At 71.7% G+C, this 12,265-nt stretch carries 11 protein-coding genes; 10 read left to right on the forward strand and 1 reads right to left on the reverse strand.

Going from position 1 to position 12,265, the window contains the following annotated elements:
- Positions 1-197 precede the first annotated feature (197 nt).
- The 9 genes from AB0F88_RS10290 to AB0F88_RS10330 all read left to right on the forward strand — a co-directional run bounded on the left by AB0F88_RS10290 (position 198) and on the right by AB0F88_RS10330 (position 10,931).
- Complete coding sequence (locus AB0F88_RS10290; RefSeq protein ID WP_362680019.1) at positions 198-1,865, forward strand: methylmalonyl-CoA mutase family protein; 1,668 nt, start codon at positions 198-200, stop codon at positions 1,863-1,865.
- 46 nt (positions 1,866-1,911) lie between these two features.
- Positions 1,912-2,853 carry a tetratricopeptide repeat protein gene (locus tag AB0F88_RS10295; protein ID WP_362680022.1) on the forward strand — a complete coding sequence of 314 codons (942 nt, stop codon included), beginning with the start codon at positions 1,912-1,914 and terminating at the stop codon, positions 2,851-2,853.
- Positions 2,854-3,076: 223 nt separating this feature from the next.
- Positions 3,077-4,489 (forward strand): NAD-dependent malic enzyme, encoded by a 1,413-nt coding sequence (locus AB0F88_RS10300; protein WP_362680025.1) that lies wholly within the window; start codon positions 3,077-3,079, stop codon positions 4,487-4,489.
- Between the two features lie 150 nt (positions 4,490-4,639).
- Entirely contained in the window at positions 4,640-5,218 is a 579-nt protein-coding gene (locus tag AB0F88_RS10305; protein WP_350973560.1) for a YqgE/AlgH family protein, read from the forward strand.
- A gap of 198 nt (positions 5,219-5,416) precedes the next feature.
- Complete coding sequence (locus tag AB0F88_RS10310; protein ID WP_350949856.1) at positions 5,417-5,668, forward strand: DUF3039 domain-containing protein; 252 nt, start codon at positions 5,417-5,419, stop codon at positions 5,666-5,668.
- A 273-nt stretch (positions 5,669-5,941) separates the two neighbouring features.
- The gene (locus tag AB0F88_RS10315; protein WP_362680029.1) at positions 5,942-6,679 is read left to right on the forward strand and encodes a zinc metalloprotease; all 738 of its coding nucleotides are present in this window, start codon (positions 5,942-5,944) and stop codon (positions 6,677-6,679) included.
- Positions 6,676-8,067, forward strand: a complete 1,392-nt coding sequence (locus tag AB0F88_RS10320) for an MFS transporter (protein WP_362680032.1) — start codon at positions 6,676-6,678, stop codon at positions 8,065-8,067. Before AB0F88_RS10315 ends, AB0F88_RS10320 begins: the two co-directional genes overlap by 4 nt.
- A gap of 98 nt (positions 8,068-8,165) precedes the next feature.
- A complete protein-coding gene (locus AB0F88_RS10325) occupies positions 8,166-9,041 on the forward strand; it encodes a hypothetical protein (RefSeq protein ID WP_362680035.1) in 876 nt (291 codons plus the stop codon).
- Between the two features lie 138 nt (positions 9,042-9,179).
- Positions 9,180-10,931: a DEAD/DEAH box helicase gene (locus AB0F88_RS10330; protein WP_362680037.1), complete on the forward strand. Its 1,752-nt coding sequence runs from the start codon at positions 9,180-9,182 to the stop codon at positions 10,929-10,931.
- 78 nt (positions 10,932-11,009) lie between these two features.
- Here the strand turns inward: AB0F88_RS10330 and AB0F88_RS10335 are convergent, their stop codons facing one another.
- Positions 11,010-11,738 (reverse strand): hypothetical protein, encoded by a 729-nt coding sequence (locus AB0F88_RS10335; protein ID WP_362680043.1) that lies wholly within the window; start codon positions 11,736-11,738, stop codon positions 11,010-11,012.
- 195 nt (positions 11,739-11,933) lie between these two features.
- On the opposite strand from AB0F88_RS10335, the gene AB0F88_RS10340 reads away from it, so the two are divergent.
- On the forward strand, positions 11,934-12,265 hold a 332-nt coding region (locus tag AB0F88_RS10340), incomplete at its 3' end, for a hypothetical protein (RefSeq protein WP_362680046.1).

Raw genomic sequence — 12,265 nt, forward strand, 5'->3', positions numbered from 1 at the left:
CTCGGTCCAGTCCCCGGCGCGGCCTCACGGGCTGAAGGCGACGCCGCACGTCTCCGGCAGCGGTGCCTCGCGTGTTCGGCGGCGGTCCCCCCGCAGCGCGGGGCCGCACGCCTGGCCAAGAATTAGTAGGACGTCCTAGTATCTGCATGAGGCCACAAGCCGGATAAGAAGCCACATGCCGTACAAAGGAGTTGGCCATGGACGCTGAGCGGGTCGAGGCGGGACGGGCACGCTGGCAGGCGCGGTTCGACGGGGCGCGCAAGCGCGAGGCGGAGTTCCGCACCCTCTCCGGGATCGACGTGGAGCCGGTCTACGGGCCCGAGGGCGGCGACGCGCGCATGGAGCGCATCGGCTGGCCCGGTGAGTACCCGTTCACGCGTGGCCTGCACCCCACGGGCTACCGGGGCAAGGCGTGGACCATCAGGCAGTTCGCCGGGTTCGGCAACGCCAGGCAGACCAACGAGCGCTACAAGATGATCCTCGGCGCGGGCGGCGGCGGGCTGAGCGTGGCCTTCGACATGCCGACGCTGATGGGCCGCGACTCCGACGACCCGCGCTCGCTCGGCGAGGTCGGCCACTGCGGCGTGGCGATCGACTCCGCGCTGGACATGGACCTGCTCTTCGACGGCATCCCGCTCGGCGACACCACCACCTCGATGACGATCAGCGGCCCGGCCGTCCCGATCTTCTGCATGTACGTCGTCGCCGCAGAGCGGCAGGGGGTGCCCGTCGGGAAGCTGAACGGGACCCTGCAGACCGACATCTTCAAGGAGTACATCGCGCAGAAGGAGTGGCTGTTCGCCCCCGAGCCGCACCTGCGGCTGATCGGCGACCTGATGGAGTTCTGCGCCACCGAGATCCCCGCGTACAAGCCGCTCAGCGTGTCCGGCTACCACATCCGCGAGGCCGGGTCCACGGCCGCCCAGGAGCTGGCCTTCACCCTGGCCGACGGGTTCGGCTACGTGGAACTGGGCCTGTCGCGCGGCCTGGACGTCGACGTCTTCGCCCCGGGCCTGTCCTTCTTCTTCGACGCGCACATCGACTTCTTCGAGGAGATCGCGAAGTTTCGGGCCGCCCGGCGGATCTGGGCGCGGTGGCTGCGCGACGTCTACGGCGCGAAGACCGACAAGGCCCAGTGGCTGCGCTTCCACACCCAGACGGCCGGGGTGTCGCTGACCGCGCAGCAGCCGTACAACAACGTGGTGCGCACCGCGGTCGAGGCGCTCGCGGCTGTGCTGGGCGGCACCAACTCGCTGCACACCAACGCGCTCGACGAGGTCCTCGCCCTGCCCTCCGAGAAGGCCGCGGAGATCGCGCTGCGCACCCAGCAGGTGCTCATGGAGGAGACCGAGATCGTCAACGTCGCCGACCCGCTCGGCGGGTCCTGGTACGTGGAGGCGCTGACCGACCGGCTGGAGGCCGAGGCCGAGGCGATCTTCACGAGGATCAGGGAGATGGGCTCGGACGGCACGATGACCTCGGGCATCCTGCGCGGCATCGAGGACGGCTGGTTCATGTCCGAGATCGCCGAGGCGGCCTTCGACTACCAGCGCAAGCTGGAGAAGGGCGAGAAGAGGATCGTCGGGGTGAACTGCCACACGGCCTCCATCGACGAGCCGCTGGAGATCCTCCGGGTCAGCCACGAGGTCGAGCGCGAGCAGAACCGCGTCCTGGCCGAGCGCCGCGCCACCCGCGACCAGGCGGCCGTGGACGCCGCCCTGGCCACGATGGTGCAGGTCGCCAGGGGTGAGGGCAACATGATCCCCGCCATGCTCGACGCGGCCAGGGCCGAGGCGACGCTGGGCGAGATCTGCGACGCGCTGCGCGACGAATGGGGCGTCTACACCGAACCGGCCCGCTTCTAGCGGTGGCGCGTCGGGGCATCGACCGGGATACGGCAGGATTGGAGTCATGAGCCCAGCGGACTTCACTCGACCCGGATCGCTCTACGGCGCCGTCGATCTCGGCGCCCGCAAGCAGGCACTCGAGGCACAGGCGCGGCGGGAGACCACCGCGCAGGAAACCGGCGGTGTTCCGGCGCCGGTCATCGACATCGACGACGCCAACTTCGCGACCGAGGTCGTCGAACGCTCCATGAACGGCCTCGTGCTGCTGGAGCTCACCGTCACCCGTGCCGAGCAGGCCAAGCAGTACAGCCTGCTTCTGGAGAAGCTGGCCGCGGAGAACACCGGCCGGTGGGTCCTGGCCAGGGTCGACGTCGAGCTCAGCCCGCAGATCGCGCAGGCGCTCCGGGTGCAGAACGTGCCCGCCCTGTACGCGATCTTCCAGGGGCAGCCGGTGGCGGTCGTCCCGGGCATCGCCACCGAGCCGCAGCTGCGCGACTGGCTGTCGCAGCTGATGGAGGCGCTCGCCCAGTACCTCCCGCCCCCCGGCGAGGAGGCCGCGAACGGGGAGGAGGAGCAGCAGCCGCAGGAGCCCCCGGTCGACCCGGACGTGCTCGCCGCCGAGCAGGCCATCGACGCCGGTGACCTCGACAGCGCGGTGGCCGCGTACGAGCGGCTGCTGGCCCGCTCGCCCAACGACCAGGACGCCAAGCTGGGCCTGGCCGGCCTCGGCCTGATCCGCCGCACCCAGGACGTCGACCCGGCCGATCTGCAGGGCCGCCTGGCCGACCCCGCCGACGTCGAGGCCCAGCTCCTGGCCGCCGACTTCGAGATGCTCTCCGGCGAGGTGGACAAGGCCTTCGACCGGCTGGTCGACGTGGTGCGCCGCACCTCGGGCGCCGACCGCGACACGGCCAGGGTGCACCTGCTCGGCCTGTTCGACACACTCCCCGGTGACGACCCGTCCATCGGCAGGGCCCGGAGAAACCTGGCCAGCGCCCTGTTCTGAGCCCTGTCCCGAGCGACGTCCCGAGCGACGTTCCGGGCGATCGGCGGTCCGGGCACCCGGCTCACGGTCCGGATCGAGGGCCGGGTGACAGCCCGGTGACATGGGGTACGTCGTGACCGCATCTATATGTGCAGGTCCGCCGACCCGGGCGCGCACACTCGTCACGGGATGGCACGATGGAAACCATCCCAACCAAAGTCAGTCGCAAAGGAGCGGATTGGCTGTGGCCACCGTGCCGAGTGTGTCGTACTCCATCACCGTGCGCCTGGAGGTGCCCGCCGGCGGCAATGCCGTCAGCCAGCTCACCCACGCCGTAGAGTCGGCCGGAGGTGTGGTCACCGCGCTCGACGTGACCACGGCCGGCCATGAAACGCTGCGCATCGACGTCACCTGCGCCGCGCGTGACACCGATCACGCGCAGGCGATCGTCGACAAGCTGGAGGGCGTCGAGGGCGTCGTCATCCACAAGGTCTCGGACCGGACCTTCCTCATGCATCTCGGCGGCAAGATCGAGATGCGGTCGAAGGTGCCGCTGCGCAACCGCGACGAGCTCTCGATGGCCTACACGCCCGGCGTCGCCCGGGTCTCCATGGCCATCGCCCGCAACCCCGAGGACGCCCGCCGCCTGACCATCAAGCGCAACACCGTCGCCGTCGTCACCGACGGCTCGGCGGTGCTCGGCCTGGGCAACATCGGCCCGGCCGCCGCGCTCCCCGTCATGGAGGGCAAGGCCGCGCTGTTCAAGCGGTTCGCCGACATCGACGCCTGGCCGATCTGCCTGGACACTCAGGACGTCGACGAGATCGTGCGTACGGTGCAGATCATCGCCCCCGGCTTCGGCGGCATCAACCTGGAGGACATCTCGGCGCCCCGCTGCTTCGAGGTGGAGCGGCGGCTGCGCGATCTGCTGGACATCCCGGTCTTCCACGACGACCAGCACGGCACCGCGATCTGCGTGCTGGCCGCGCTCACCAACGCGCTGCGCGTGGTCGGCAAGGACCTGGGCGAGGTCCGCATCGCCCTTGCGGGCGCGGGCGCGGCAGGCACGGCGGTGCTGCGCCTGCTGCTCGCGGCGGGCGCCCGCAACCTGGTCGTCTGCGACTACCTGGGCGCCGTGCACCGCGGCCGCCGGGACCTGGACGACTCGCTCCAGTGGATCGCCGACCACACCAACGCCGAGGGCTACTCCGGCGACCTGCGCGGCGCGGTCAAGGGCGCCGACGTGTTCATCGGCGTGTCCGCGCCCGGCATCCTCAACGGCGACGACATCGCCACGATGGCCAAGGACGCCGTGGTCTTCGCGCTCGCCAACCCCGAGCCCGAGATCTCGCCCGACGACGCCCGCGAGTACGCCGCCGTGGTCGCCACCGGCCGCTCCGACTACCCGAACCAGATCAACAACGTGCTGGCCTTCCCCGGCGTCTTCCGCGGCCTGCTCGACGCCCAGGCCACCGTGGTCAGCCAGGAGATGCTGCTGGCCGCGGCCAAGGCGCTGGCCGCTGTGGTGACCGCCGAGGAGCTCGGCCCCAACTACATCATCCCCAGCGTGTTCCACCCGGACGTGTCCGGCGCCGTCGCGGCGGCCGTGCGCGAGTCGGCCGGTGGCCGGGCTCGTACGGGCATGACGGAGGCGTGACGGTACCCGCGGCCCCGTCCCGCTCCGAGGGGCGCGTCCACCCGCGCGTCACATGACACCGAGTGCGTCACATGACACCGAGTGAGGCCCGAACCATCGGAAGAGCGGGTGGAGCAGCGCGAAAGGGGGTTCACCCCTCATGATGGAGGTATGGCGGAGGCGATCTACGTCGGTGGGCTTCTGGTGGCGACGCCGCAACTGGAAGATCCCAACTTCCGGCGCAGCGTGGTCCTGGTGCTGGAACACGACCTCGACGGCGGCACCCTGGGTGTGGTGCTCAACAGACCGAGTGACATCTCGGTGACCCAGGTGCTCCCCACCTGGGACACCATGGTCACCGGGCCGTCCGTGCTGTTCCAGGGCGGCCCCGTCCAGACCGACAGCGCGCTGGCGCTGGCCGCCGTCCCGAGCGGCCAGGAGCCGCTCGGCTGGCGGAGGCTGCACGCGGGCACCGCGGCCGTCTCCAGGCTCGGCACCGTCGACCTCGACGCGCCGCCGGAGATCCTCGCCGGGGAGATCGCCCAGATGCGCATCTTCGCGGGGTACGCGGGATGGTCGGCGGGGCAGCTGGAGAGCGAGATCGGCGAGGGCGCCTGGTACGTCGTGGACGCCGAGCCCGGTGACACCTTCCACCACGAGCCCGAGTCGCTGTGGCGGGCGGTGCTCCGCCGGCAGCGGGGCGAACTCGCCTACGTGGCCACCTGTCCCGACGACCCGTCGATGAACTAGCCGGACGACCGTCCCGGGCCGGGCCGGGCCGGGCCAGGCCGGGACGGCGCCGGATCCCGCCACCCGGTCACCGGGCCGGTCGGGGCGTCGTGCCCGCGCCGCCGGTCGGGGGCGTCGTGCCCGCGCCGGGGGAGGCGTTCCGCGACCCGCCGGCCGCCGGTGCCCCGAGCGCGGTGGTACGGGCATAAAATCGCCAGGGTGAGTACGAAGATTCTCCCTGAGAGCGACGTCCGGCCGGACCTGTCGCACGGCGACGGCGACCACGAGCGCTTCGCCCACTACGTCGAGAAGAACAAGATCATGGAGAGCGCGCTGAGCGGGACCCCGGTCCGCGCGCTCTGCGGGAAGGTCTGGGTGCCGAACCGCGACCCCCAGAAGTTCCCGGTCTGCCCGGAGTGCAAGGAGATCTACTCGGGTCTGCCGAAGGGTGAAGACGGCAACAACGAGTGAGTGTTGCTCATGGGTGATCGCCACAGATGAGGCTACGGTCGGGATGCCGCCGGGGGGCGGCGAACGACCAGCGTCTGGGATCTGTCGGGGGAGTCCATGTTTCGGCGTGCGATCGCCGTTGTGTCCGCATGCCTGTTCACGGTGGGCGCCGCTCCTCCCGTTCCGGCCGTTCCCGGCGGTACGGCCGCGTCCGGGCCACCGGGGTGCGCCCACGCCTCCCGGCTCGCCCGTCCCGTGGCGGCGGAGCATGCGCCGGCGCCGCCTGTGTCGTCGGTGCCGTCTACCGCGCGCGCCGGCGGGCGGCACGGATCGAGCCCGCGCCTGCTCGCCATCACCGTGCCCACCTGGGTTCACGTCATCACCGACGGCCGCCTCGGCGCGCCCGACGTCGCCGTACGCGCCCAGATCGCCACGCTCAACGCCGCCTACTCCGGGGGGTTCGGCGGCGCGGACACCGGCATCCGGTTCAGGCTGGACGGCGTCACCCGTACCGCCAACGCGGCCTGGTTCCGCGAGCCCGTCACCCACGAGCGGGCGATCAAACGGGCGCGCCGGGGCGGTCCGGAGACCCTCAACCTCTATCTCGCCCAGCTCGGCGAGCTGGTGCTCGGCTACTCCACCTACCCCCATGGGTACGTCAAGGAGCCCGGCCTCGACGGCGTGGTCGTCGACTGGCGGAGCCTGCCCGGCGGGGCGATGCGCAGCTTCGACCGGGGGTACACCGGTGTCCACGAGATCGGGCACTGGCTCGGGCTGCTGCACACCTTCGAGAAGGGCTGCGATCCGCTGGGCGACGGCGTGGCCGACACCGAGCCCGAGGGGCAGCCCACCGAGGGCTGCCCGCTGATCAAGGACACGTGCAAGGGCGGCGGGCCGGACCCGGTCCACAACTTCATGGACTACTCCGACGACCGCTGCATGTCCGGGTTCACCCCTGGTCAGGCCGCCAGGATGCAGGAGATGTGGGCCGTCTACCGAGGCCGGGGAGCGGACACTACCCTTGACGGGTGACAGCACCGAAGACAGCCGACGCTCCATACGAAACTCCCCGGATCTTCGGTCCCGAGTACCGGACCGCCTCCCTGGGCATCCTGCTCGTCGTCACGCTGATCGCCTTCGAGGGCATGTCCGTGAGCACGGTCATGCCCGCCGTCTCCGAGGACCTCGACGCCCTCGACCTGTACGGGGCGAGCCTGTCCGCCTTCCTCATCGCCTGCCTGCTCGCCAACGTCGTCGCCGGGCTGTGGTCCGACCGGCGGGGGCACGCCTGGCCGTTCCTGCTCGGGGTGGGGCTGTTCACGGCCGGTATGGCCATGGCCGGGGCCGCCGGGTCCAAGGAACTGTTCATCGTCGCGCGCGTCGTGCAGGGCCTCGGCGGCGGCGCCGTCATCGTGGCGATCTACGTGATGATCGCGCGGGTCTACGTCCCGGCGACCAGGCCCCGGGTGTTCGCCGCGCTGTCGGCGGCCTGGGTGCTCCCCGCCGTCGTCGGGCCCGGTCTCACCGGTCTCATCGCCGAGACCGCCGGATGGAGGTGGGTCTTCTACGGCATCGTGCCGCTGGTCGTCCCCGCCCTCGTGATGCTCCTGCCCGCGCTGCGCGTCGGCGGGCACACCCCGGCGCCCACGCCCTCCACGGGCCCCCGCTCCAGGCCGCTGGCGATGACCCTGGCCGCCACCGCCACGGCGTGCGGCGCGGGAATCCTGCTGTACGGGGTGAGCCACCTCCACGACACCCCCGTACCGGGCGGGATCGCCACCGTCGCGGGGCTGGCCGCCCTCGCCGCGGGCCTGCCGAGGCTGCTGCCTGCCCGGGCCCTCAGGTTCGGCCGCGGCCTGCCCACCACGATCATGATGCGCGGGGTGTTCGCCTCGGCGTTCTTCGGGGTCAACGCCTTCATCCCGCTGTTCCTCACCGAGGTGCACGGCTTCTCCGTCGCCGCGGCCGGGGTCGCCCTCACCTTCGGCGCCCTGGGCTGGAGCACCGGCTCCTACCTGCAGACCCGCCGCTCGTACGACAGGCCGCTGCTGGTGCGGATCGGCGCCGCGGCGATCACCGTGGGCATCCTGACGACCCTGCTCGCCCTCGTGCCCGGGGTCGGCGGCTGGGTCATCGTGCCCGCCTGGGTCGTCGCCGGGTTCGGCATGGGCCTCGGCATGACCAGCGTCAACGTCACCGCGATGCACCAGTCGCCCGACGACGAGCAGGGCGCCAACTCCGCCGCGCTCCAGGTCGTCGACACCCTGGGCAGCGCGATCACCATCGGCGTCGGCGGGGGCCTGGTCAACCTGATCGGCCACGACGACATCGCCACCGGTTACACCACGATCGTCGTGCTGATGGCCTCCATCGGGCTCTTCGGGATGGTCGTGGCCCGGCGCATGAGGGACATCCCATGACTCATTGGTCACTCCCGTAACAGCGATCACCCATAGCCGGGTCACGCCGCGGGATGCGTGGTAGGACGGTAGGACCGTCGCCGCCGGGAGGAGGTCCCGTGCACGAACGACCTCGCCGGTCGGACCCGCCCGACGAGTCCGGCCGTGGCGGCGGGCGCCGGTCCCGGCGGGCCCGCAGGGCCGCGCGGGCGGCCGAGGACGAGGTGTGGCCGCGCTCGGATCCGGACCTCGACGACGGGCGCCGTCCCTGGCCGGCGCCCGAGGACGACGAGTACCGCCCCTGGCCGCCGCCGGAGGACGAGCCGCCCGAGCCGTCCGATGCCCGCGCCGGCCTGACGTGGCCTCCCCGCATCCCCGAGCCCGGCGACGACCTCCCGCCCTCGGCCCGCTGGTACGGCACGCCCATCGCGCCCCCCGAGCGCCGTCCGGGGCGCCTGCGACGCGTGCTGCTCGTACTGCTCGCCCTGGCCGTGGGGGGCGGCGTCATCGCAGGGGTGGCCGTACTGGCGCTGCGGGCGCTGCCCTCCCCGCCGCCGGGGCGGGTGACCGACCCGGTCGCAGGGGTCAGCTACCCGCTGCCCGACCGCTGGCTCGCCGGTACGGTGCCACCGGTCACGGACTTCACCTCGGCCGCGGGCGACGGCGTCAACACGACCGTGATGGTCATGCCCGCGGAGCCGGTGACCGACGTGCGCGCCACCACCGCCGAGCTCAGCGACCTGTACGCGCGGCTCCTGCTCCACGGCGACGAGGTGAAGGTCGTGGACGACACGGAGATCGCCGTGGGGGCGCGTACCGGGCACACCCGCTCCCTGCGCGCGGAGTACCTGGACGTGGTGAACCGGCCCGCGTACCTGCGCGTGGTCTTCCTCACGGGGGCCGGGGCGCGCCCGGTGGTCGTGGTCGCGATGACCCAGCCGGACGACCCCGTGTCGAGGGCCGAGATCGACACGGTGATCGCGGGTCTGCGCTGAGAGGGCCGTTAAGCGGTTCCGGCACCGCGAGCCCGCGGTTTCCGGCTTCGCGAACCACTAGCACGGGGAGACGACCTTGGCGAGGATGTCGGCGGATCGGCACGTCTTGTCGGCGGCGCCGATTACCCTGGTGACACTGTGAGCACTTTCGCCGCATCCCACCTCTCGCCCTCATATCCGGACCGTGCCGCCTGGGGCACCGCGCCGAAGCTTCGCGCGTGGCAGCAGGAGGCCTTTGACCTGTACTCCAGCCGTGAGCCGCGCGACTTCCTCGCGGTCGCCACGCCGGGTGCGGGCAAGACGACCTTCGCGCTCCGCATCGCCAGCGACCTCCTGTCACGAGGGATCATCCGGGCTGTGACGATCGTCACACCGACGGAGCACCTCAAGCAGCAGTGGGCGGACGCCGCGAGCAAGGTCGGCATCGCGATCGACCCCGAGTTCAAGAACAGCCAGGGCGCCACCTCCCGCGACTACATCGGGGTGGCCATCACCTACGCCCAGGTGTCCATGCACCCGGCGCTGCACCGCGCCCGCACCGAGGCGCGCAAGACGCTCGTGATCTTCGACGAGATCCACCACGCGGGCGACGCGAAGTCCTGGGGCGACGGCGTGCGGGAGGCGTTCGAGCCGGCCGCCAGACGCCTCGCCCTGACCGGAACCCCCTTCAGGTCCGACGTCAACCCGATCCCCTTCGTCACCTACGCCGAGGACGGCGACGGGGTCCGGCGCAGCGTCTCCGACTACTCCTACGGGTACGGCCCGGCACTCGCCGACGGCGTCGTCCGGCCGGTCATCTTCCTCGCGTACGCCGGTGAGATGCGCTGGCGGACCCGCGCCGGCGACGAGATCGCCGCGACCCTCGGCACCCCGCTCACCAAGGACCAGCTCGGCCAGGCCTGGAGGGCCGCGCTCGACCCGAAGGGCGAGTGGATCCGCCAGGTCCTCCGGGCGGCCGACCGGCGCCTGACCGAGGTGCGCAGGGGCGTGCCCGACGCCGGGGCCCTGGTCATCGCGACCGACCACGAGACCGCCCGCGCCTACGCCCGCCACATCCGGACCATCACCGGGGAGGGCGCCACGGTCGTGCTCTCCGACGACCCCACGGCGTCCAAGAAGATCAAGGAGTTCTCCGCCTCCGAGCAACGCTGGCTGGTCGCGGTCCGGATGGTCTCCGAAGGGGTCGACATCCCGCGCCTGGCCGTCGGCGTCTACGCGACGAGCATCTCGACCCCGCTGTTCTTCGCCCAGGCCGTCGGCCGCTTCGTCCGTGCCCGCAAGCGGGGCGAGACCGCGTCCGTCTTCGTGCCCTCCGTGCCGACCCTGATGGGCCTGGCGGGGGAGATGGAGGCCGAGCGCGACCACGTGCTCGACCGTAAGCCCGCCGAGGAGGGGCTGGACGACTTCCTCCTGGAGGACGCCCAGCGCAAGAAGGACAATCCCGACGTCGTGGGCGACGAGCTGCCGTTCGAGACCCTGGAGGCGGTCGCCACCTTCGACCGGGTCCTCTTCGACGGCGGCGAGTTCGGCAGCGCGGCGGAGACGGGTTCCCCCGAGGAGGAGGACTTCCTCGGCCTGCCGGGCCTGCTGGAGCCCGACCAGGTCCGCACCCTGCTGAGCAAGCGCCAGTCCGACCAGCTGAAGGCCAGGCGCAACAAGCCCGAGCCCAAGGAGCCGCAGCTCGCCCCGCACGAGCTGATCGCCAATCTCCGCAAGGAGCTCAACGGCCTCGTCGGCGCCTGGAACCACCGCACCGGCCAGCCCCACGGTGTCATCCACGCCGAGCTCCGCAGGGCCTGCGGCGGGCCCGCCATCGCGCAGGCCTCCGCCGAGCAGATCCAGGAGCGGATCGGCAAGATCCGCCACTGGGCCACCCAGCGCTCCCGCTGAGCTCAAACCGGCCCGGTCACCGGGCCGGGCGGATCGCCACCCGGCCCGGCGGTCCCACCGGGCCGGGTCCGGGCCGGGTCACCGGAACGTGGACGGCTCCTCCGGTATGCGACCCGGCCGGATGAGGGCGATCGGCCTGCCGGTCCGCCCGTCGATCGCCCTGAACGCCCCCGTGTCGCGCACCGGCGCCGTGAGCGGCACCTCCAGGGAGGCCACGCCGCCGGCGACGCTCACGGGCCACGTGGTGGCGCCGGACGAACGGCTCCCCGCCTCGTCCTCGCGCATCCAGACCTTGATCGTGCGCTTCCTGTGGTGCAGGACCACGGTCGCGGTGTCGCACTCGTCCGCCCTGGCCTTCCAGAAGAGCGTCACGCCGCGCGGCGCGCCCTGGCGGCGGGCCAGCCGCACCCGCTCGGGGGCCGGCATCCGGCCGCGGCAGGACGTGTCCCGCGCGCCGGAGATGCCCCGCTCGCCCGGCTCGCCCGGTGCGAGCCGCTCTCCCCGTCCCGCCTGTGCTCCCCGTGCGTCCCGCGCGCCCTGCTGGGCCGCCTCGGGGGGCGGCGTCGGCGCATGGGACGCCGGGGACGCCGGGTACGGAGTCCGGATCTGTGACTGGGCTGCCGGGGCCGGGGGTGCGGCGATCGGGGTCCGAGCGGGAATCTGGACGACCGTGGTGGCCCAGATCGTGGCCGCCTCCAGCGCGACCAGCGACAGCACGCTCGTCAGCCGCACCAGCGTCCCTCCGCGAAACAGGTTCCACAGGCACAGCGGGGTCAGGATCAGCCAGGAGACGCCGAGCACGAACATATGAGGTCACCACCGGTAGTAAGAAGTCTCAACTCCCCGTGATACTCCTGTCGCAACCGGTGATGGTTCTGTTTGCCCATCCATGCCGATCCGGTAATCGTTCGGATGCTCAGAGTGGGCGTCGTTGGTAACGTGCCGTCGTAACCATCCCGGGCCCTCCGCCGGGTTCCCCCTGCAATGCCCCAAAGAGGACGAGTGTTGGCCGAGATGATCCGTACCGAGATCCTGGAGTACGTGGCTCCGATGTTCGAGCAGATCATGGCGAGGATGGACACCCTCGCCACCAAGGAGGACGTGGCGAAGTGCGCCACGAAGGAGGACCTCGCCGAGGTCAAGCAGGAGGTCGCCGAGCTTCGGCTCGATGTGGCGAAGTGCGCGACCAAGGAGGAGCTCGCCGAGGTCAAGCAGGAGGTCGCGAAGTGCGCGACCAAGGAGGACCTCGCCGAGGTCAAGCAGGAGGTCGCCGAGCTTCGGCTCGATGTGGCGAAGTGCGCGACCAAGGAGGAGCTCGCCGAGGTCAAGCAGGA

The organism is Streptosporangium sp. NPDC023963, from assembly GCF_040639135.1.
Taxonomy (GTDB): domain Bacteria; phylum Actinomycetota; class Actinomycetes; order Streptosporangiales; family Streptosporangiaceae; genus Streptosporangium.

What these genes read in the sequence shown, in the direction of transcription:
- AB0F88_RS10305 (WP_350973560.1), top strand. Translation starts at nt 4,640, where the DNA reads ATGGCGGAGGCGATCTACGTCGGTGGGCTTCTGGTGGCGACGCCGCAA.
- AB0F88_RS10290 (WP_362680019.1), top strand. Translation starts at nt 198, where the DNA reads ATGGACGCTGAGCGGGTCGAGGCGGGACGGGCACGCTGGCAGGCGCGG.
- AB0F88_RS10335 (WP_362680043.1), bottom strand. Translation starts at nt 11,738, where the DNA reads ATGTTCGTGCTCGGCGTCTCCTGGCTGATCCTGACCCCGCTGTGCCTG.
- AB0F88_RS10295 (WP_362680022.1), top strand. Translation starts at nt 1,912, where the DNA reads ATGAGCCCAGCGGACTTCACTCGACCCGGATCGCTCTACGGCGCCGTC.